Raw genomic sequence first — 21,786 nt, 5'->3', positions numbered from 1 at the left:
GTTGTTTGTTTCATGTAATATCATCAGATTTTTATTGGTATTTTATAGTAAAATAAATCGTATTTTTTTATTTTCAAGTTGTGCAATACAACTTGCTGCCTCCGTTAACTTGATTGGGCTTCAAGATTTAAAGTTTTTGGTATTCTCTTTGAGTGCCTGTAAGTCTTGAAAGAAAATTCACCCTTAGGTCTTCGACCTAAATCATCGACATGGATACCAGTGTGCTACCGATTATTATCTTATTACCGCTCATACTCGGCACTACCCTTGTCTCACAATTACAGCGTATTTCGCGTGGCGTGACGGCACTTGGGGCGATTGGCATCAGCCTTAGTTGTTTTATTTTACTTTTAACTCAGGCAGAAACGGTTCTTCAGGGCAATACCCTGCAACAAAGCTGGGATTGGCTTCCACAGCTCGGAATTAATCTGAGTTTTCGCCTAGATGCATTAGGCTTATTGTTTGGTCTGCTGATTAGCGGTATCGGCACACTGATTTATATTTATGCCTATTACTATCTCAGCCCGAAGAACTCTCTCAGTAAACTTTACCAGTTATTGATGCTGTTTATGGCAGCCATGCTGGGGATTTCTCTCTCAAATAACCTAATGATCTTATTGGTCTTTTGGGAGCTCACCAGTATTTCCTCTTTCCTGTTGGTCGGTTACTGGAGCCAGTACGAAGCGGCTCAACGTGGCGCACGTATGGCACTGACCATCACAGGGATGGGCGGTTTGGCAATGCTGGGTGGTTTTGTCCTGATTGGACAAATCACGGGAACCTATCAAATCGATGAATTGGTATTGATGAAAGATACCATTCAACAGCATGCGCTTTTCGTTCCAGCCTTACTTCTGATTTTATTAGGTGCATTTACCAAAAGTGCGCAGTTCCCGTTTCATTTTTGGTTACCCAATGCGATGGCAGCACCAACGCCAGTTTCAGCTTATCTTCACTCAGCAACGATGGTGAAAGCAGGGATTTTCCTGCTGGCTCGCTTAGCGCCTATCTTTATTGGTGCTGCGCTATATCACAACATCGTTACGTTCGTTGGTTTATTCACGTTGTGTATGGCTGCTGGTTTTGCCATCTTCAAAGAAGATCTGAAAGGTCTTCTGGCTTATTCGACCATCAGTCATTTAGGTTTGATCGTCTGTCTACTCGGTATTGGTTCACCACTGGCGGTTGCCGCTGCAATTTTCCACATCATTAACCATGCAACCTTTAAAGCCGCATTGTTCATGATTGCTGGGATTATTGACCATGAAACAGGAACACGTGATTTACGCAAGCTGAGTGGTATTTGGCAATTGCTTCCATTCACTGGCACCTTAACCATGATCACCGCTGCTTCGATGGCGGGTGTACCCCTGACTAATGGCTTTATCTCCAAAGAAATGTTCTTTACCGAGTTATTGGCCAACCTATCAGGTCCAGTGATGGTAATTTCAGCCATCGTCGCAACGCTGGCGGGTATTTTTGCAGTCAGTTATTCGATTCGTCTGGTACACGGTGTTTTCTTTGATGGCCCGATTGGTAAACACGTGCCGAATAAAGATGCGCATGAACCACATATAGGTATGCGCTTACCTGCCATCATCTTGGCAACCTTATGTATTTTGGTTGGCATCCTCCCTGCCCTACTGGCTGGGACCATGGTCAACAGTGTGACGCGCGCCAGTTTGGCGCAACCTGAATTCGAAGGTGTTCATCTCGCAATCTGGCATGGTGTTAACGCGCCACTGATGATGAGTCTGATTGCATTAATCGGCGGTTCGATTTTCTATTTTGCACTTGCAAAAGAAGGACGTATTCGCAAAATCGATTTAGATCCGTATCTTGGAAAATTCCAAGGTAAAATCTTATTTGACCTGTTCCTTAAGAATTTATTGCTCACTAGCCGAAAGATCAAACAAAAGACTGAGAATGGTTCGCTACAGAGCTACCTCCTCTTGATCGTGCTGTTCAGCATTGTCATGGTAGGTTTACCGTTATTTAACCAAGGTTTAACGACAGGCACGCGTGAATTGACACATGCGCCATGGGTAGCAATTGTGTTATGGCTCACGTTGTTCTCTGGCTGCTGGATGATGCTGTGGTTCCACCATGAACGCATCAAAGCTGTATTAATCAGTGGTGCTGTAGGTCTTGTTGTGACCATGGTATTCGTCACCTTATCGGCACCAGACTTGGCATTGACCCAAATTACCGTTGATGTTGTGACGACGGTTCTATTGTTAATGAGCTTGTCGTTATTGCCGCAACTCACCCCATATGAATCAAGTCGTTCGCGTCGTTGGAGAGATGCCAGCCTTGCCATTGCAGGCGGCTTAGGCATCGGTTGGATTGCGTGGTTATTGCTGACACGTGATCATAATTCCATTTCATGGTTCTTCATGCAGCAAGCGATTCCACTGGGCGGCGGTTCAAATGTAGTGAACGTTATTCTCGTGGACTTCCGTGGATTCGATACCTTTGGTGAAATCACGGTATTGGGTATTGCTGCGATTGGTGCACTTTGCCTTATGGATGGTATGCGTGCACATGGTACGACCATGACACAAGGCCTGTCTTATCGTTTTAACCCTTCACCGTTGATGTTCCGTATCACAGCATCTTGGATCTTGCCGCTTGCCCTCGTCGTTAGCGTGTATATCTTTATGCGTGGTCATAATCTTCCTGGTGGTGGTTTTATCGCAGGTTTGATTACCTCGCTGGCATTAATTATTCAGTACATCGTTTTAGGTCAAGACCAAACAGAGCAGATGATCAAAGCAAAATCAGGTCGTCTGTATGAAGTATGGATTGGCTCTGGTTTAACCATTGCAGGTTTAACTGGTATTGCTGCATGGTTCTGGGCACGCCCATTCCTCACCAGCGCACATGTTTATGTTGAACTGCCTGTACTAGGAAAAATGCATATTGCTTCTGCAGTCTCATTTGACTTAGGTGTCTACATTACCGTTGTTGGTGCCACCATGTTGCTGATTTCAGTCCTTGGAGACTCACGTCACTCAAGCATGTCTGGTCCAATCCCAAGTGGAGATAAACAAAATGGTTAGTATTGAATTTTTACTCGCTTCAGGGATTGGCTTACTTACGGCAACAGGTATTTATCTAATTCTGCGTGCCAGAACATTTCCTGTAGTTCTCGGCTTGGCCATGATTGGCTATGCTGTCAATCTATTCCTGTTTGCAATGGGACGTTTACAGATCAATGCACCCGCTGTACTGACTGAAACCACCAAAGTTACCGATCCTTTACCTCAAGCACTGGTTTTGACTGCGATTGTGATTGGCTTCGCAACCACAGCCTTTATCGTGCAACTGGCATTACGTAGCCGTTATGAGTCTGGTACAGATCATGTCGACTCGAAAGAAGAACCCACCATAACTTATGACCCACGTGAGGATGAGCCATAATGTTTGATTTTTATAATTTCTGGCACGCTCACGCTCCAATTATCAGTATTTTAATTCCTGCATTTACAGGCTTCATCTTGGTGCTATTGGGCAACCCAGGTTCAGGTTCTTTAAAACAAGATTGGCGTCAGCCTTGGCGTCGCGGGATTAGCCTTGTCTCTGCTATTTTAGGTTTAATCACCGCAATCAGTTATCTCGGTATTGCCAATACTGGGCAAATTACGGTGTATCAGCTCAGTGAATGGTCTGCACCATTCGGGATCGTCCTCGTCCTCGATCGTTTATCTGCATTCATGCTGGTACTCACCTACATTCTTGCAGTCCCTGTGATTTGGTATGCAAGCGATAACTGGGATACGCGTGGTCGTTATTTCCATACCATGCTGCATTTCCTACTCATGGGCATCACAGGTGCATTCTTAACCGGGGACTTGTTTAACTTATTTGTCTTCTTTGAAATTCTGCTGTTGGCGTCCTATGTACTGTTATTACATGGTCAAGGTCGCCCACGTTTTCAACTCGGAATTCACTACGTCACCATTAACCTACTTGCCTCTGCCCTATTCCTGATTGGTCTAGGCATGATCTATGGTAGCGTTGGTAGCTTGAACATGGCGGATGTAGGTCGTCTAGTTCCTCTGCTCGATGGTGACCAACACAAGCTTGCGATTGCAGGTGGAATGCTGCTATTCGTGGTGTTTGGTATTAAGGCGGCAATGTTGCCGGTCGGCTTTTGGTTACCGAAAACCTATGCCGTTGCCAGCACACCCGTTGCAGCAATTTTTACCATCATGACCAAAGTCGGGATTTACGCCATTTTACGTGTTAACGGCACAGTCTTTGACGATGCCATGGCACAAAACATTTTCAAGAATTGTTTGTTGGTTATCGGCCTTGTGACCTCTCTTTATGGTGTGATTGGTGCTATTGGCGCAGAACGTCTACGTCGTTTTGTGGGCTTTATGGTGTTGTCATCGATTGGTACCTTGCTGATTGCGCTTGCAATGTTCAATACACAAGCATGGGCCGCTGCACTCTATTATGTGGTTCATAGTACCTTAGTCGCAGCGTCGTTCTATTTATTCTGTGGTTGGATGACATCGCAGCGCGGTGCTTTTAAAGATCATTTAAAAGTTGCCCCAAAAATTAAACAGGAAAAAGCGGCTGCTTTTACCTATTTCATTATTGCCTTAATGATGGCAGGTTTACCACCTTTTAGTGGCTTCCTCGGTAAAGTGTTTATTTTACAAGCCACTGCCGAAACTCCATATCAGGGTTGGATTATTGGGGTTATTCTGATTGTCAGCTTACTCAGTATTATCGCACTGACTCGCGTTGGTTTTATCCTGTTCTGGCGCGCAACACCACCTGAAGAAGATCTGAAAGAAACCGCGTATGCTGAATATCAGGCCTTGCCTGAAGTTGCACCAAAGCGTAATGATACGGCGATTTATGTCTTACTTGGCGCCTTGATGACCTATGTTATCTTCGCCTCGCCCATTCAAAATTATACGGTTGCAACTGCACAGCAAATTCAAAATCATGCGCTTTACAATCAAACTATTTTGAAAAATGATGCGCAAGGTCGTCCAATCAGTGTACAGCCTTATGATCCGAGCTATTTACCAGAAACTAAATATGGTGGTGAAGTGGAAGATCATAATGCACTGCTTATCCCAGATATTATTTCGAAGCCAACCCTTCAAGGTGAGCACATTTCTGAATATAAGCAGCGTCAAATTGCTGAGCAGGTTCTAGAAGCACCAACCATTCCAAATACAACACAGTTAAAGCCAATGGAGGATCACTAATGCAAAAACAATCTTTGCTTGAGCGTTGGTTCCCGCATCCATTTGTGTCTTTTCTGATTTTTTTAAGCTGGTTGATGCTGGCACACAGCCTTGATGCTACTGACATTTTAGCCGCACTGATTTTGGCGGTGGTGATTGCCCGTCTGGTCAGTCCTTTTATTGCCAGAACCCCTCATATCCATTGGGTTCCTGCAATCAAATTAGTTTTTGTGGTGTTATGGGATATTGTGGTTTCTAATTTCCGTGTTGCCAAAATGGTGCTTGGACCAATGGAAAAACTCCACCCCAAATGGTATCGCGTCCCATTGGAAACTGAACACGAGCAAGTGAATACCTTGCTGGCAATGATCATCACTACCACACCAGGTACCGTTTCAGCAGGTATCGATCAAGAGCGTGGTGATATTCTGGTGCATGCGCTCAGTTCGGATGATACTGAACTTGATATTCAAGAGATCAAAACCCGCTATGAAAGGCCTTTAATCGAAATCTTTGACGTAAAGATTACAGAAGGAACAAGCAAATGACCATTTTACCTTATGCACTTGGGATTGGCTTAATTGCGATTACGATCTCCATGTTTTTATGTTTGATTCGTTTGATTGCTGGTCCTTCTGTGATTGACCGTTTGTTGGCATTGGATACCTTATTTTTAAATGCAACTTGTCTCATTGTTGTATTGAGTATCTATTGGGTCAGCACCAATCTATTCGAAGGTGCGCTCTTGGTTGCAATGCTTGGTTTTGTTTCGACTGCCGCGCTTGCTCGTTATTTCACTACGGGTCATGTGATTGATTAAGGAGCCATACCATGCAACTGATTCTTGAGATTATCGTTTCATTCTTTGTGGTCTTTGGTGCTTTCTTTATGCTCATCGGCTCGATCGGTATGATTCGCCTACCCGATTTGTTTATGCGCCTGCATGCACCAACTAAATCAAGTACTTTGGGTTTAGGTAGCTTCCTGATCGCTGCCATGATCTTTGCAGCCATGCATGGCCGTTTTGGTTTTGCTGAATTGCTGATTACTTTATTTGCATTCATTACCGCCCCAGTATCTGCCAATTTGATGGCGCAAGCAGCAATTCATTTACGCTTACGTTCAACCAGTGGTGATGTACCTGAGGCGCTAAATCGCCCATTGCCTTGGCAGCGTTATCGTCGTCATCCAATGAAAAAAGATTAATATCATCAAGCCATAAAAAAGCCACCCGAAGGTGGCTTTTTTATTCGCTCATAATTTTAAAACCATAAAAAATGATTTTTATTATTTTAAATTTCTATGAGTCACCTATCATAAACCCCACCAGTAAACTCATGGCTTCAACCAGATTAGTATTTCTTTATAAAGCTAAATTACGCAGATATATAACAAACCTACTTATAACGTACTAATATGGCATGACGATAAAAGTCATGTTTGCAACACCAGCATTATCGCTGTAGTAATTATAGTTATCGTTCATATACCAATAATAATTTCTCGTTGTTCCACTGTCGTTTATGTAATACCAAGTTCCACCTTTAGACTGGTCAAATTTCTCCTCGTAACCAACCGCTGAGTAATCTCCATTACCCAAGCTACACAGCCCCATAAGTTGCGCACGTCGAAGCCAAGGAACAACTTGTTCAAATGGCTCAAAATCCCAACCAAAAAGAGGACGATTAGAGGACGTGTCCTTATTATCAGTCCAAAGAGGAGAAGTGGCCGAGGCCCAATAGAAGATATGACCAGGCGGAATCACCAGAGGTGGATGAGTCGGATTAGTGAAGAACGGCTTATCTGTAGCTACGGCCTGCAAAGAGATGCTTTCCGCATTTTTTGGAGTGATTACTGCTTTTGCATCAACCCGTGTCGTCTCATTTGGAATGACTTTATCATCTTTATCTTTATCAAGACTAGGGTTTGGTTCTTTCCACTTTCTTGTATCATTCATTACACAATCTCCGTTAAGTCAAATAATTAGAATCTATTATTAATAGTAGTGAGTCAGAAAACCAAAGATTCTAAATATTGATATAGAAGTCAGATTTAAATTCATCTAAAAATAATGCAATATTTTGTTTATTTTTTAACCAAAATTTAACATTAATACTCCTGCAAAATGGAGTCAAGAATCCAAGATATCAATCCGACAAGTAACATTACTTGAGCAAATAAGACCATTTATTTTTATAAAAAATTAAATATTTTCATACAGATACTCCAAGATATAAAAAAGCCACCCGAAGGTGGCTTTTTTATATCGATTTACTTTTGTTCATCTTGCCCTTGTTCAGGCAGATCTTTAACCGCTTCAGCAATCAGACCAAACATATAGTTACCATAGGCATTGGTCTTATCGTAATGGAAACGTAATCTTGGCGTAATACGCGTCTTGATACGACGACTCAATTCATGACGCAAGAAACCAGAAGCTTTATTCAATACATCTAAAGTTTCTTTATTTGCTACTTCACTTTGGTCATCACCAAGTTCACGGCCCATTACAGTGACATATACTTCAGCATATCCCATATCTGCACTGACTTTCACGGCTGAGATGGTCACAAGACCACCCAGACGTGGATCTTTAAGCTCCTGACGGATCAGCTCAGACAACTCACGTTGTACTGAATCCGCCATGCGCTTTAAGCGTTGGCTAGCCGCCATTAAAGACTCCGTTTAATCAATTGAACATCATAGACTTCGATCTTATCTTTTTCTTTGATGTCTTTATAACCTTTCACCGCAAGACCACATTCCATACCGGCACGAACTTCTTCAACCACTTCTTTATAACGACGAAGAGATTCAAGCTCACCTTGGAACACAACCACGTCATCACGTAATACGCGAATCGGTTTGTTACGGTGTAATACACCTTCAAGTACCATACAGCCTGCTGCTGCACCAAACTTACTTGAGTGGAAGACTTCACGAACTTCAGCAACACCCAAGATCGTTTCACGATGTTCTGGTGCAAGCTTACCGCTCATTGCAGCTTTCACATCATCAATCAAGTGATAAATGACGCTGTAGTAACGAATATCGATGCCATCTTGATCAGATTTTTGACGAGCGGTGTTGTCTGCACGTACGTTAAAGCCTAACAATACTGCTTCTGAAGATTCAGCTAAAGTAACATCTGACTCAGTGATCGCACCAACACCAGAACCGATTACACGGACTTTAACTTCATCAGTAGAAAGCTCATCAAGCGCAACATGTAACGCTTCCAAGGTACCACGAACGTCAGTTTTGAGTACGACATTCACATAAGGAATATCTTTTTTACCCATAGACGCCATGATGTTTTCAAGACGCATTGCACTTGCACGCTCTAAACGCTTATGACGTTCACGGTCAGAACGAGCATCAGCAACTTCACGTGCTTTCTTCTCATCATTGACAACAAGAACTTCATCACCCGCCATTGGCGCATCAGGTAAACCTAAAATCTCAACTGGGATTGAAGGACCTGCAGAAGTAATACGTTGGCCATTTTCATCAACCATCGCACGTACACGACCATAAGATGAACCTGCCAATACAAGGTCACCAATGTTCAATGTACCGTTTTGTACAAGAATTGAGGTTACTGCACCGCGACCTTTGTCTACACGTGCTTCGATGACCACACCTTGAGCCGCACCTTCTGCTGAAGCTTTAAGCTCCATCAATTCAGCTTGAATCAAGATCAAGTCAAGTAAACCATCGATTCCCGCACCAGAGTGTGCAGAAACTTTTGCGATTGGAACATCACCGCCCCACTCTTCAGGTACGATACCTTTGGTGGTCAATTCGTTTAATACACGGTCAACATCAGCTGATTCTTTATCCATCTTGTTGATGGCAACAATAATCGGCGTACCAGCAGCACGTGCATGGTCAATTGCTTCCGCTGTTTGTGGCATCACGCCATCATCAGCAGCAACAACAAGTACCACGATATCAGTCGCTTTTGCACCACGTGCACGCATTGATGTAAACGCAGCATGTCCTGGTGTATCTAGGAAAGTAATAATACCTTTCTCAGTTTCAACGTGATAAGCACCGATATGCTGAGTAATACCACCCGCTTCACCCGCAGCTACTTTAGAGCGACGGATACGATCCAGTAATGATGTTTTACCATGGTCAACGTGACCCATGATCGTAACCACTGGTGGACGAGTTGTTTGCTCACCACGTGCTTCTTCAGCTGCAACCAATAAGTTATCTTCTGCTTGCGTATCAGAAACTAAAACTGGATTGTGACCTAATTCTTCAACTACAAGTACTGCAGTATCTTGATCAATGGCTTGGTTCTGAGTTACAAGCTCACCCATTTTCATGAGGGTCTTGATGACTTCACGAACTTTAACCGCCATTTTCTGTGCTAAGTCGGCAACGATGATTTTCTCACCGATCTCAACATCATAAATTTGCTTTTTAACAGGTTTTTCAAAACCGTGCTTGTTGGCTTGGCTAGTTTTCAAGCCACGCTTATGATGACTCTTGCTAAAACTTTGCTCAGACTGAGCATCGCCACCACGACCGCCTTTCTTACCAGCACGTGGATTTGCAGTTGCGCCACCACGTTTGATTTCACGGTCTTCCTTATTGAAGGAATCTTCATATGCTTGGCCAACAAGACCAGCAGCTAAAGGTGAATCATCAATCACACGGATCGTTGCAGTTGCATCATCATTTGAATATTTTGATGCCATCTGACGCATTTGCTCAAGTGTACGTTGCTGCGCTTCTTCAGCTGCTTTACGACGCACAACTTCTTCAGTCGCTTTCAACTGAGCAGTTTGCTCTTCACGTGCTTTCTTTTGCTCTGGTGTTTCTGTCAATCGAACAACAGGTGCCTTAATCACTTTATCGCTATTACGCTTTTTCACCACAACAGCAGCTTTTGCTGGTGCTTGACCTGCACCATCAGAAGTATGCGCTGCACGCATTGCTTCTAAAGTTGCATTGGCTTTTTGTTCCGCTGTATGACGTGCAGTTTGCTGAGCATCATTACGTACTTTCTGTTCAGCACGTACTTTTGCATCTGCTTCTACACGCGCTTTTGCTTCAGCTGCAAGTAATTCAGGGTTTGGTTTAGCAAAAACTTGTTTCTTGCGAACTTCAACATTAATGCTTTTCGCTTTACCTGAAGTACTTGTAACTTTAGCAGTACTCGTTGTTTTACGTTTCAACGCAATCTTTCCTGTGTTACCACTTTCCTGACCATGTACTTTTTTCAAGTGATTGACCAAAGTATCTTGCTGTTCAGTGGTAATAATGTCATCTGCTTTACGCTGTGGTAGACCTGCTTCGCGAACCTGCTCTAGGAGTTTCTCTACAGGACGTTCTACGCTGAGCGCTAACTCTTGAATCGACTTGTCCGTCATCTATTATCTCCTAGTTAAACCATGATTCACGTGCTTTCATGATTAACTGACCCGCTTTGTCATGACCTAAACCTTCGATATCCGAGATATCATCAGTTGCTTGGTCTGCCAAATCATCAACAGTAACCACACCACGCGCCGCCAATGCATAAGCAATCTCAGTCGTCATACCTTCCATACCGAGAAGTTCTGCACTTGGCTCTTGAATATTTTCTTGCTGTTTTAAAGCATCCGTTAAAGCGGCTTCTTTAGCACGGCTTTGCAACAATTCAACCAAATCAGCTTCAAGCTCGATTTCATCAAATGTTTCAGCTGGTACATAAGCAATCTCTTCTAACGAAGTGAAGCCCATTTCAACCAATGCCATCGCTAAATCTTCTTCAATATCCAGACGAGAAACAAACATGTCTAAATATTGTTGCGCTTCATTTTGCTGACGTGCACGATACTCTTCTTCCAACATCATGTCGAGTTTATAACCCGTCAATTCTGATGCTAAACGAACATTTTGCCCTTGTGAACCAATTGCTCGCGCTAACTGGTCATTGGTCGCAAAAATGATATCTGCACTACGCGTATCTTCATCAAGTACGATACCTGATACATCAGCTGGCTCTAATGCACTTGCGATATATTGCGCTGGATCGTCAGACCACACCACAACATCAATGCGCTCACCATTTAATTCCTGTTGTACAGCTTGGATACGTGTACCACGCATACCAATACATGCACCTACAGGGTCAATACGATGGTCATTGGTTTTCACTGCAATTTTAGCACGAACACCTGGCTGACGCGCCGCTGCTTTAATTTCGATGATTTCTTCAGAAATTTCTGGAATTTCTTTCTTCATCAAAGCAATCAGCATTTCAGGACGAGCACGTGACAATAACAATTGTGCACCGCGACCTTCACGGTTCACGTTAAACAAAATTGCATTGATACGTTGCTTAGGACGCAAAATTTCTTTGTGAATGGTTTCTTCACGCGCTAAATATGCTTCTGCATTGTCGCCAAGATCAATGATAAAGCCATCTTTGGTCTGCTTCTTCACTTCACCGTAAATCAGCTCGCCGACTTTAGATTCATAGGCATCAGCAACCAATGCACGTTCTGCTTCACGAATCTTTTGTACAATGACTTGTTTTGCAATTTGCGCTGCGATACGACCAAATTCAATTGATTCAACTTCCAACTCGCGTACATCACCGATTGACCACTGAGCAGGGTCCAAATCAGAAATAGCGTCTTGGCATGCTGGCATTTCATGGTCTTCATCCGCAACCACAGTCCACTGACGGAAAGTACGGTAATCACCAGTTTTACGATCAATCTCAACACGTAGTTGAGCTTCTTCTGAACGTGTACCTTCGTAAAACTTTTTCTTCGTTGCCGCAACAAGTGCTTGCTCTAACGCTTGGAAGATCGCTTCACGACTAACACCTTTTTCATTACTAACCGTTTCTGCAACGGTAAGAATTTCGCGGCCCATAAGTCACCTACCGATTTCTTATAAAATTAAGTTAATATTAGTCTTGATAGATTAAATTTGCTTTATCAATATTATGACTATCAATTTCAAGTACATGATTACCTTCAACTTCGACTTGAATCGTTTCGTTTTCTAAGTCTACAGAAAGTAATTTCGCCTGAAATTTTCGACGGTTTTCGACAGCAGCAATTAATCGTAAAGCCACTTGTTGCCCGATATACGCAGGCAATTGATTGAGTTGGAAAAATGGACGATCCCAACCTGGCGATGACACTTCTAACGCGTATTCACCAGCAATTGGATCATGGACATCAAGCATTGCACCCACTTGTTGTGTTACCAGAACACAATCTTGAACGCCAATACCACGCCCTTGTTCGACTTCACCATCTTCATTTAAGACAGATTCAACATTCTCATCGATCGCTTTATCAATATAAATGCGTAATAAAGAACGTTTACCTTGTGGCAGGAACTCAATCCCCCACAGATCTACACCACAAGCAGCCACAGCTGGTGCGATTAGATCATGCAATGCTTGAGACTTATTTGATAATTTCATTTACTCTCGTCGCTCTCATGCGAGCCAATCAATCTTAACCATATAGTGAAGCACGACTATTTGACCAATTGATGTCGAACAACTACACGATAGCTAAACAACCAATAAAAAAGGGCGCAATCGCCCCTATATATTACACAGAAAAAGCATAGCCCACTGTGCAAAAAGGCCCACCGTAATTGTGAGCCTCTTTTTAGAAACTTGGTAGCGGGAGCTGGATTTGAACCAACGACCTTCGGGTTATGAGCCCGACGAGCTACCAGACTGCTCCATCCCGCATCAACGTGCAAAAATTATATACAAATATGAAAAAAAGTCAATCTAAGTTTTCATATCCGCTTGATTAAGTTGCACCTTAATCAAATGGTAGCGGGAGCTGGATTTGAACCAACGACCTTCGGGTTATGAGCCCGACGAGCTACCAGACTGCTCCATCCCGCAACAACACAAAAACTGCATACACCGAACTTACTGGTTATTAAGTTTGGTGCGGAAGGGGGGACTTGAACCCCCACGCCCTAAAGCACTACCACCTCAAGGTAGCGTGTCTACCAATTCCACCACCACCGCAGTTTGTGGGACGCATTCTAGTCCCTTAAATACAAAAAGGAAAGTATTAATTCAACTTATTGAGTTGTTTTTGGTGCATTTGGCGAAGTTTCAGGCGATGTCACGGGTGCAGATGTTGTTGTTTGAACAGTTTTCAAACTATATGCATCTGTGGTTTGCTTTTTGGCAAATACCGCCAAGGTCAAACTGGTTGCAAAAAACAATGCCGTAAAAATCGCGGTTAAACGAGTTAAAAAGTTACCTGCACCTGAAGCACCAAAAACAGTAGCAGCACCGCCACCACCAAATGATGCTCCTGCTTCCGCACCTTTACCTTGTTGTACCAAAACCAATGCAATAATTAAAATTGCTAAAATAATATGTACAACGAGTATAAAACTATACATCTCAATTCCTCGTTATTTGCTTTGAGCAAATGCTTTTGCGATTTGGTAAAATGATTGTGCATTTAAAGACGCGCCGCCAACCAAAGCACCATTAATATCTGGACATGCAGCCAATTCAACTGCATTTTCAGCCTTAACACTACCACCATATAAAATGGCAGTATGTTCACCATATGATGTAATTTGTTTTAAACCTTCACGAATCTTTGCATGCATGGCTTGAGCGTCAGCTGGCGATGCAGTTTTACCTGTGCCAATTGCCCAAATTGGTTCATAAGCGAACACAATTTTTTGCCATTGATCCGCTTGAACAACCGTCGCAATATCACAAATTTGTTGCAATACCACTTGCTCAGCAGCACCCTGCTCTCGTTGTTCTAGACTTTCACCAACGCAATAAATCACGGTCAAACCTGCATTTAACGCATTATGCAATTTTACTTTTAAAATTTCGACATTGTCGCCAAATAATTCACGGCGTTCAGAATGCCCAATTAAAACAAATTCAATGCCACTGTCCTTCAACAACTCAGCACTGACTTCTCCAGTATAAGCACCTGTACCTGCAACGCGAGAAACATCTTGAGCAACTGTATAAATTGTTCTCGCCGCATCTTCAAATTGCGTTTGAATATGACTCAAAGCAATCGCGATAGGCGCGACACCAATATGACATTGCTCAGGCGCAATATTGTCCTGTTGTAATAACTGTTTGAATTCTTCTACTAATTGGAAAGCATTCGCATGCATTGGATTCATTTTCCAATTGCCAACAACCCAAGGAGTAATGCTCGAGTTCGACATACTTCGCCCACCCACTGTTAATTAATTTCTCAAAAATGCTGCATATTTTACACGGATTTTTATAAAATTCAGTTTTTTCTTTTAGGGGAGTAGAAATCACTCCAAAATCATAAAGATCAACAAAAGTGAGCATTCTACGTTCATGAAAGAGTTACATTCGTTTAGCAATAAAAAGCTGACTTACATACAATTGATTTGATTATTGGTAAGATTTAGCTTAATAAAAGAAAATTAATTTGCAAAACACTCGATCAGTTCAAAGTTTTGGCTATGAATCAAGGTAAAAGCAACACTTTCTGTAGTGGTATTTTTGCATAACAAAAGTATAATTTTTAGAATACATATTATAAACATTTATTGTCATAAGGCGGACAGATGTCAGGATTACATACGTCTCCAAAGTTTTCGGGGTTTATTCGACGGTTAGTTGAAGATGGGCACATGCCTACAGCAACAATGCAAACAGCCATCGATACTGCTAAAAAAGCACAACAAGATATCGTTGCACACTTGATTGAACAACATCGGGTGTCCCCATTAACCATTGCTGAAACCATTGCAGCCGAGTTTGGTGAACCACTTTTCGATTTGGCTGTTTATGATACGGCCTTATTGCCGCGTGATTTGGCAGATAATAAACTAATCCAGAAACACAAAGTGATCCCGCTGATTCAACGCGGTCAAATCCTCTATGTTGCCACCAGTAATCCCACCAATATCGAAGCACTGGATGCGATTCGCTTCAATACTAAGCTCAATATTGAACCAATTATTGTTGAACATACAAAACTCGAAAAACTGATTGAACAACAGTTTGGTGATTCTGGCAGTTTTGATTTTGGTGATAGTGAAGACTTCGACCTTGATATCGATGTAAATCAAGACACCGCCAAAGACGACGACGAAGCACCTCAAGGTGATGAATCGCCTATCGTTAAATACATCAATAAGCTGTTGATTGATGCCATCCGTATGGGTGCATCTGATTTACATTTCGAACCTTATGAAAAAATGTATCGCGTGCGCTATCGTGTTGATGGTGTATTACGCCAAATCGCCAATCCACCTTTACAAATGGCAACCCGACTCGCTTCTCGTTTAAAAGTCATGTCACAAATGGACATCTCAGAAAAACGAATGCCGCAAGATGGCCGTATTAAACTGAAACTGTCCAAAACCAAGGCCATTGATTTCCGTGTCAACTCACTCCCGACACTATTTGGTGAAAAACTGGTACTGCGTATTCTTGATCCATCCAGTGCCATGCTTGGTATTGAAGCTCTGGGCTACGAGGACGAGCAGAAAGCTTTATTTATGGATGCATTGGATAAACCTCAAGGCATGCTCCTGATTACAGGTCCAACAGGTTCTGGTAAAACGGTCTCGCTATATACAGGCTTAAATATTTTAAATACTGAAGATACCAATATTTCCACGGCTGAGGATCCTGTTGAGATTAACCTAGAAGGGATTAATCAAGTCAACGTGAATCCTAAAACAGGTTTAACGTTCTCCGCTGCATTAAAAGCATTCTTACGCCAAGATCCTGACGTGATTATGGTCGGTGAGATTCGAGACCTAGAAACAGCGGAAATTGCAATTAAAGCCGCTCAAACAGGTCATATGGTGATGTCTACACTACATACCAATAGTGCACCTGAAACCTTGACTCGTTTACGTAATATGGGTGTACCTTCTTTTAATATTGCAACCTCTGTCAATCTGGTAATTGCACAACGCTTGGCACGCCGTTTATGTAGTCAATGCAAAGAAGCCATTGAGATACCGAGACAAAGTCTCTTAGAACTTGGGTTTACCGAGCATGACTTAAATGACCCTGATTTCAAAATTTTTCAGCCCGTCGGTTGTGCTGAATGCCGCGAAGGCTATAAAGGCCGTGTTGGTATTTATGAGGTAATGAAGGTTACACCTGAAATTTCCAGGCTGATTATGGAAGATGGCAATGCAATACAAATTGCAGCTGCTTCACAACAAGCAGGTTTTAATAATCTCCGCCGTTCAGGTCTGAAAAAAGTCATGCAAGGAATTACCTCTTTGCAAGAGATCAACCGAGTAACAAGTGAATAAAATTAATAAAAAGGATTAATAATCATGGCAGCTAAAAAAGCGCAAATGATGCCAACTTTTGCTTATGACGGGGTCGACCGGAAAGGAGCAAAAATTAAAGGGGAATTACCAGCACGTAATATGGCTTTAGCGAAAGTCACCTTGCGTAAACAAGGCGTGACCATCAAAAATATTCGAGAAAAGCGTAAAAACATTCTCGAAGGCTTGATGAAGAAAAAGGTCACCACACTCGATATCACCATCTTTACACGTCAGTTGGCAACCATGATGAAAGCAGGTGTACCACTGGTACAAGGCTTTGAAATTGTCGCTGAGGGATTAGAAAATCCATCCATGCGTGAGGTAGTGCTTGGTATCAAAGGCGAAGTTGAAGGGGGTAATACCTTTGCTGGCGCACTGAAAAAATATCCACAATATTTTGATAATTTATTTTGCTCTTTGGTTGAATCAGGTGAACAATCTGGTGCACTTGAAACCATGCTCGATCGCGTGGCAATTTATAAAGAGAAGAGCGAATTACTCAAACAAAAAATTAAAAAAGCGATGAAATATCCAATCTCCGTGGTTGTGGTCGCGGTGGTCGTCACCATTATTTTGATGGTCAAAGTGGTTCCCGTGTTCCAAGATTTATTTAGCTCTTTTGGTGCGGACCTCCCTGCTTTTACCAAAATGGTGGTGAATATGTCGAAGTGGATGCAAGAATATTGGTTTATTTTGATCATCGTCATTGGTGCAGTTATTGCGGCTTTCTTGGAAGCTAAAAAACGGAGTAAGAAATTCAGAGATCTCTTGGATAAAATGGCACTGAAAGCACCGATTTTTGGAGATCTGGTTTATAAAGCGATTATTGCTCGCTATAGTCGTACCTTAGCCACAACATTTGCTGCGGGTGTGCCACTGATTGATGCACTTGAATCGACTGCGGGTGCAACCAACAATGTCGTCTATGAAGAAGCCGTCATGAAAATTCGTGAAGATGTTGCTACAGGCCAACAATTACAATTTGCCATGCGCGTTTCCAACCGTTTTCCGTCTATGGCGATTCAAATGGTTGCAATTGGGGAAGAGTCTGGTGCGTTAGACAGTATGCTGGATAAGGTGGCAACGCATTATGAAAATGAAGTTGATAATGCCGTCGATGGTTTAACCTCAATGATGGAACCTTTAATCATGGCAATTTTAGGTGTTTTAGTCGGTGGTCTGGTAATTGCCATGTACTTACCAATCTTCCAAATGGGTTCTGTGGTCTAAGATTTATGCAACAATTCCTTTCTTATTTTATTGAGAACCCAACTGCACTCTATCTTGCGGTTGGGCTTTTTAGTTTATGCATCGGCAGTTTTTTGAACGTTGTTATTTTCCGTACTCCTCGCATGATGGAACAAGAGTGGCAGCAAGAATGTCAAATGCTGTTACATCCTGAACAGCCCATCATTGATCAAAGTAAACTGACCTTAAGCCAACCTGCTTCAACCTGTCCTAAATGTGACGCACCTATTCGTTGGTATCAGAATATCCCCGTGATTAGCTGGCTAGCATTACGTGGTAAATGTGGGAGCTGCCAAAATCCGATTAGTATTCGCTATCCGCTGATTGAACTGCTAACCATGCTCTGCTCTTTGGTTGTTGTTGCCGTATTTGGCGCAACAGTACAGATGCTGTTTGGTTTAGTCCTCACTTGGGTATTGATTGCATTAACCTTTATTGATTTTGACACCCAATTACTACCTGATCGCTTTACTCTTCCCTTAGCCGCTTTGGGCCTTGGGATCAATAGCTATGCCATTTATACCACCGCAAGTGCTGCAATTTGGGGATATCTCATCGGCTTTCTCTGCCTTTGGATTGTGTACTACATTTTTAAACTCGTGACTGGCAAAGAAGGCATGGGCTATGGCGACTTCAAGCTCTTAGCCGCACTCGGGGCATGGATGGGGCCGATGCTACTGCCTTTAATTGTGCTACTCTCTTCTATGGTCGGTGCAATTATTGGTATTATTTTTATGAAAATGCGTGGTGAAAATCAGCCATTCGCATTTGGCCCTTATATTGCAATTGCAGGTTGGATTGCATTTTTATGGGGTGATCAAATTATGAAGGTCTATCTAGGCGGTTAATATGAGTTTTATCTTGGGCATTACGGGTGGTATTGGTAGTGGAAAATCTGCGGCCACACAATGGTTTGAATCTCAAGGTATCACCGTCGTTGACGCTGACATTGTCGCAAGAGAAGTGGTAGAACCAGGTCAACCCGCCTTGCAAGCGATTCAACAAAGCTTTGGTGACTGGGTGTTATTGGAAGATGGTCAACTGGATCGACGTGCACTGCGTGAGCATATTTTCCAGTTCCCGGAAGCGCGTAAAAACTTAGAAAAAATTACCCATCCTGCCATTCGCCAATCGATTATTCAGCAACTACAAAATGCTGAAAGTCCTTATGTAATTTTAGTCTCACCACTGTTGTTTGAGACTAATCAACATGAATTGGTTCAACATACATTACTGATCGATGCTGATGAACAAACTCAACTGCAACGCGCAGGCCAAAGGGATGGACAAACTGAAGAACAGATTCGAAAAATTATTGCAGCACAAATGCCACGTGCTCAAAAACAACAATTAGCCAATGATATTGCACTGAATGATGGTTTATTAGAGCATCTGCATCAACAACTCAAACCTTTGCACTTCAGTTATTTACAACGAGCAGAACACGCTTTCTAGCCTTTTTTCTGTTTAGCAAGTTGAGTAGCCAAGGTGTCTTTACGAAACCAACGCCATGGCTGTAAGGCACCCACACCCATCCCGATCAAGCCACAAATAATAGCTGCATTCAATGGTTCATTCAGTAAAGGCACAGCCACAACAGCAGCAATGAAGGGTGCCAAAGTCACAATACTGCCTGTTTTAAACGCACCTAAGCGCTCAATTGCAGCAACATAAGTCAATGTGGCAACAATGACCACCAAAATGCCATGAAATAGCCCTTGGATCAGCAGATGTAGAGGTGCTGCATCATGAAAATGCTTGGGAATAAAGAAAAGATAAATCGGCAAGTAGATCACGGCTGACCAAATCACCACACCGGAGGTTGCATGCCAAGCAGATAATTTCCACTGTTTCAGCAACACCGTGAATATTCCCCACCATACTGCGCTGATGAAAAGTAACAGATCGCCCCATCCCAATGCTGACGCTTGGTCATGCAACATCAAGTAACTCATGAGAATTAAAGCAGCCATCATGATCATTAGACTCAACCATGTGTGTTTATCAAAGGGTTGTCTGAATAGCAGATAGGCCGCAACGGCTGTACAGAGTGGGATGCAGCCATTTAAAAAAATAGCAGCGTGTGCAGCAGGTGCATGTAAAAAAGCAGTATAGACGGTGAAACAATAAGCCAAGCCACCTATGAGCGCCAAGATGACGGGTCGAGTATCCCATAGAAATGTAAAATCTTTTTTATAGATCAAGACAGGTATTAAAATCAGGGAGGCAATTGCAAAGCGCATTGCCACCAGATCCCAGACACTCACATGCCAATGTGCATTTAAACGGGAGAAAATGGTGAATCCTCCCCAAATGCACATGGTAATAAAGACAAAGAAATAGCCTTGTGTACGGACGGTCATCTGAGTTTACATTGCCAACATTTGTTGGCTCAATTATACAGCACTACGCTGACGACACGCCTCATAAAGTGCCATACCTGTGGCCACGCTGACATTCAAACTTTGTAGATCACCTGACATCGGGATATACACGGTATGGTCACACTGTGACTGGGTAATCGGACGAAGACCTGTATCTTCAGCGCCCATGACAATCACCACAGGACCTTTGAAATCACATTGATGAATCGGCAATGCTTTTTCATCCAGCATGGTGCCAATCACACGGGTATGTGTGCTGTCTTTTAAATGTGCTAAGGTTCGCGCTAAATTGGTCACTTGAATAAACTTAACTTTCTCAGCACCACCTGCCGCAACCTTACGTGCTGTTGGTGTTAAACTTGCTGAACGATCACGTGGCACAATCACCGCCTGAACACCCATCGCAGCTGCGGTACGAATACATGCACCGAGATTATGCGGATCAGTCACTTGATCAAGCGCCAATAACAAAGCATCTGGTGACTGCTGCATCAATTCATCCAAATCTTTTTCATTTAAGGTTGGATGTGGACGAACAGCGGCAACCACTCCTTGATGGAATGGCAAACCTGCCAGCTTTTCTAAGCTGTCACGACTGGCTTTTTGAACACTAATCCCAAAAGGTTCTGCCAGCTGCAAAATCTTTTGCAAACGCTGATCATCACGACCTTTCAAGGTAAATAAAGTCAAAACGCGTTCAGGCTCTAACTCCAACAATGACTCCACCGAATGAACGCCATAATAATATTCAGGTTTAGCCATGAACGACCTCTAACAATTTCATATCAACGAAAAATAAAAATCCTGCAAAGCGACTTTACAGGTGAGGAGCGATTATAGCTCCGCAAGAATACTTAATAAAAAAATCCTGCAAAATGTCTTTACAGGATTTCTATTGACTCTAGTGTACTCGATTTAGAAGGGAATAAGTTAGCCTTCTAAATGACAAACATAATCGAGTACTTCATCCGCTTCGATGTGGAACATACTATTACCAGGCACATAGAAAGACTGACCTGCACGGAACAATTCGCTTTCAGTGCTATCTGCTATTTTGACACGGCATTCACCAGAAATAATTTCCATACGTTCTGGAACATGTGTTTCGAAAGTTAAAGCCTGTTCAGTAGGTAGAATTACACCCAAAGTCTTTTTTGTACCATCTTCAAATTGTACTGTATGGCTAATACATGCCCCACCAAAATACACATTCGATTTCTTAATGACCGTTACATGATCAAATTGCACTGAACTCATGCGTACTCTCCAAATAATGCCGCATTTATATTAAATTATGCTGGACGTAGTTTAATTGCGCCGTGACAACTAATCAATCCATTTTCTAGGCTAAACATAGCAATTTTCATACCTGAGCGAGGAAAAAACAAAGTGAAACTTTGTCCGAGTGCAAGACGAGTAGCTATGCTACGAGTGGCGAGAAAAAAACAAATCATAAAAAGCGGTCTGGGCGCAAGACGAGTAACTATGTTACGAGTGCTCAGACGAACAAAGTAAAGCTTTGTCCTGAGGAACGACTCAAGTTCCGCAAGAAGACGAGTAGCTATGCTGCAAGTGATGAGGAAATAATATTTACCTGAGCGCAAGAACTTACGCCATATATGGCTCAT

Annotated in this window: 20 protein-coding genes and 3 tRNA genes; 10 read left to right on the top strand and 13 right to left on the bottom strand. The window is 42.6% G+C overall.

The genetic code is table 11. The features are described 5' to 3' along the window. Nucleotides 1-209: 209 nt before the first annotated feature. From MMO42_RS11195 to MMO42_RS11170, 6 genes are read left to right on the top strand one after another with little or no spacing between them, the layout of a single operon-like run. Nucleotides 210-3,062 carry a monovalent cation/H+ antiporter subunit A gene (locus tag MMO42_RS11195; RefSeq protein ID WP_241320575.1) on the top strand — a complete coding sequence of 951 codons (2,853 nt, stop codon included), beginning with the start codon at nucleotides 210-212 and terminating at the stop codon, nucleotides 3,060-3,062. Then, the gene (locus MMO42_RS11190; protein ID WP_005291445.1) at nucleotides 3,055-3,423 is read left to right on the top strand and encodes a Na+/H+ antiporter subunit C; all 369 of its coding nucleotides are present in this window, start codon (nucleotides 3,055-3,057) and stop codon (nucleotides 3,421-3,423) included. The genes MMO42_RS11195 and MMO42_RS11190 overlap by 8 nt, the downstream gene beginning before the upstream one ends. Next, complete coding sequence (locus tag MMO42_RS11185) at nucleotides 3,423-5,234, top strand: monovalent cation/H+ antiporter subunit D (protein WP_241320574.1); 1,812 nt, start codon at nucleotides 3,423-3,425, stop codon at nucleotides 5,232-5,234. Before MMO42_RS11190 ends, MMO42_RS11185 begins: the two co-directional genes overlap by 1 nt. Then, nucleotides 5,234-5,761, top strand: coding sequence for a Na+/H+ antiporter subunit E (locus tag MMO42_RS11180; protein WP_241320573.1), 528 nt, complete (start codon nucleotides 5,234-5,236; stop codon nucleotides 5,759-5,761). The genes MMO42_RS11185 and MMO42_RS11180 overlap by 1 nt, the downstream gene beginning before the upstream one ends. After that, entirely contained in the window at nucleotides 5,758-6,033 is a 276-nt protein-coding gene (locus MMO42_RS11175; protein WP_005191977.1) for a monovalent cation/H+ antiporter subunit F, read from the top strand. The genes MMO42_RS11180 and MMO42_RS11175 overlap by 4 nt, the downstream gene beginning before the upstream one ends. Before the next feature lie 11 nt (nucleotides 6,034-6,044). Next, nucleotides 6,045-6,419 carry a Na+/H+ antiporter subunit G gene (locus tag MMO42_RS11170; RefSeq protein WP_241320572.1) on the top strand — a complete coding sequence of 125 codons (375 nt, stop codon included), beginning with the start codon at nucleotides 6,045-6,047 and terminating at the stop codon, nucleotides 6,417-6,419. 205 nt (nucleotides 6,420-6,624) lie between these two features. Here the strand turns inward: MMO42_RS11170 and MMO42_RS11165 are convergent, their stop codons facing one another. The 10 genes from MMO42_RS11165 to tpiA all read right to left on the bottom strand — a co-directional run bounded on the left by MMO42_RS11165 (nucleotide 6,625) and on the right by tpiA (nucleotide 14,417). Then, nucleotides 6,625-7,170, bottom strand: coding sequence for a hypothetical protein (locus MMO42_RS11165; RefSeq protein WP_241320571.1), 546 nt, complete (start codon nucleotides 7,168-7,170; stop codon nucleotides 6,625-6,627). A 314-nt stretch (nucleotides 7,171-7,484) separates the two neighbouring features. Next, nucleotides 7,485-7,886: a ribosome-binding factor A gene (locus MMO42_RS11160; protein ID WP_005291436.1), complete on the bottom strand. Its 402-nt coding sequence runs from the start codon at nucleotides 7,884-7,886 to the stop codon at nucleotides 7,485-7,487. Further along, nucleotides 7,886-10,600 (bottom strand): translation initiation factor IF-2, encoded by a 2,715-nt coding sequence (gene infB / locus MMO42_RS11155; protein ID WP_241320570.1) that lies wholly within the window; start codon nucleotides 10,598-10,600, stop codon nucleotides 7,886-7,888. Before infB ends, MMO42_RS11160 begins: the two co-directional genes overlap by 1 nt. A 10-nt stretch (nucleotides 10,601-10,610) precedes the next feature. Beyond that, nucleotides 10,611-12,095, bottom strand: a complete 1,485-nt coding sequence (gene nusA, locus MMO42_RS11150) for a transcription termination factor NusA (RefSeq protein WP_005191970.1) — start codon at nucleotides 12,093-12,095, stop codon at nucleotides 10,611-10,613. 37 nt (nucleotides 12,096-12,132) lie between these two features. Further along, the gene (rimP, locus tag MMO42_RS11145; RefSeq protein ID WP_241320569.1) at nucleotides 12,133-12,657 is read right to left on the bottom strand and encodes a ribosome maturation factor RimP; all 525 of its coding nucleotides are present in this window, start codon (nucleotides 12,655-12,657) and stop codon (nucleotides 12,133-12,135) included. 202 nt (nucleotides 12,658-12,859) lie between these two features. Further along, nucleotides 12,860-12,936, bottom strand: a tRNA-Met gene (locus MMO42_RS11140). Nucleotides 12,937-13,021: 85 nt separating this feature from the next. After that, nucleotides 13,022-13,098, bottom strand: a tRNA-Met gene (locus MMO42_RS11135). Nucleotides 13,099-13,142: 44 nt separating this feature from the next. Further along, nucleotides 13,143-13,227, bottom strand: a tRNA-Leu gene (locus MMO42_RS11130). Nucleotides 13,228-13,283: 56 nt separating this feature from the next. Further along, nucleotides 13,284-13,613, bottom strand: coding sequence for a preprotein translocase subunit SecG (gene secG, locus MMO42_RS11125; protein ID WP_005291430.1), 330 nt, complete (start codon nucleotides 13,611-13,613; stop codon nucleotides 13,284-13,286). 12 nt (nucleotides 13,614-13,625) lie between these two features. Beyond that, nucleotides 13,626-14,417 carry a triose-phosphate isomerase gene (gene tpiA, locus MMO42_RS11120; protein WP_241320568.1) on the bottom strand — a complete coding sequence of 264 codons (792 nt, stop codon included), beginning with the start codon at nucleotides 14,415-14,417 and terminating at the stop codon, nucleotides 13,626-13,628. 375 nt (nucleotides 14,418-14,792) lie between these two features. On the opposite strand from tpiA, the gene pilB reads away from it, so the two are divergent. The 4 genes from pilB to coaE are packed head-to-tail and all read left to right on the top strand — an operon-like array spanning nucleotide 14,793 to nucleotide 19,229. After that, the gene (gene pilB / locus MMO42_RS11115) at nucleotides 14,793-16,505 is read left to right on the top strand and encodes a type IV-A pilus assembly ATPase PilB (protein ID WP_241320567.1); all 1,713 of its coding nucleotides are present in this window, start codon (nucleotides 14,793-14,795) and stop codon (nucleotides 16,503-16,505) included. A gap of 24 nt (nucleotides 16,506-16,529) precedes the next feature. Next, nucleotides 16,530-17,756: a type II secretion system F family protein gene (locus MMO42_RS11110; RefSeq protein ID WP_241320566.1), complete on the top strand. Its 1,227-nt coding sequence runs from the start codon at nucleotides 16,530-16,532 to the stop codon at nucleotides 17,754-17,756. A gap of 5 nt (nucleotides 17,757-17,761) precedes the next feature. Next, nucleotides 17,762-18,622 (top strand): A24 family peptidase, encoded by an 861-nt coding sequence (locus MMO42_RS11105; protein ID WP_241320565.1) that lies wholly within the window; start codon nucleotides 17,762-17,764, stop codon nucleotides 18,620-18,622. A 1-nt stretch (nucleotide 18,623) separates the two neighbouring features. Further along, on the top strand, nucleotides 18,624-19,229 hold the full coding sequence (gene coaE / locus MMO42_RS11100) for a dephospho-CoA kinase (RefSeq protein ID WP_241320564.1): 606 nt from the start codon (nucleotides 18,624-18,626) through the stop codon (nucleotides 19,227-19,229). Here coaE and MMO42_RS11095 read toward each other — a convergent pair. The 3 genes from MMO42_RS11095 to MMO42_RS11085 all read right to left on the bottom strand — a co-directional run bounded on the left by MMO42_RS11095 (nucleotide 19,226) and on the right by MMO42_RS11085 (nucleotide 21,415). Beyond that, nucleotides 19,226-20,137 carry a DMT family transporter gene (locus MMO42_RS11095; RefSeq protein WP_241320563.1) on the bottom strand — a complete coding sequence of 304 codons (912 nt, stop codon included), beginning with the start codon at nucleotides 20,135-20,137 and terminating at the stop codon, nucleotides 19,226-19,228. The two genes, coaE and MMO42_RS11095, sit on opposite strands and share 4 nt — an antisense overlap. 33 nt (nucleotides 20,138-20,170) lie before the next feature. After that, on the bottom strand, nucleotides 20,171-20,920 hold the full coding sequence (gene rlmB / locus MMO42_RS11090) for a 23S rRNA (guanosine(2251)-2'-O)-methyltransferase RlmB (RefSeq protein ID WP_005154883.1): 750 nt from the start codon (nucleotides 20,918-20,920) through the stop codon (nucleotides 20,171-20,173). A 168-nt stretch (nucleotides 20,921-21,088) separates the two neighbouring features. Next, nucleotides 21,089-21,415 (bottom strand): pyrimidine/purine nucleoside phosphorylase, encoded by a 327-nt coding sequence (locus tag MMO42_RS11085; RefSeq protein ID WP_004802302.1) that lies wholly within the window; start codon nucleotides 21,413-21,415, stop codon nucleotides 21,089-21,091. Between the last annotated feature and the right edge of the window lie 371 nt (nucleotides 21,416-21,786).

It is taken from the genome of Acinetobacter sp. ANC 3882 (assembly GCF_022549545.1).
Taxonomy (GTDB): Bacteria; Pseudomonadota; Gammaproteobacteria; order Pseudomonadales; family Moraxellaceae; genus Acinetobacter.
Note: the sequence above shows the minus strand (reverse complement) of the source record. Positions and strands in the feature narration are given on the sequence as shown.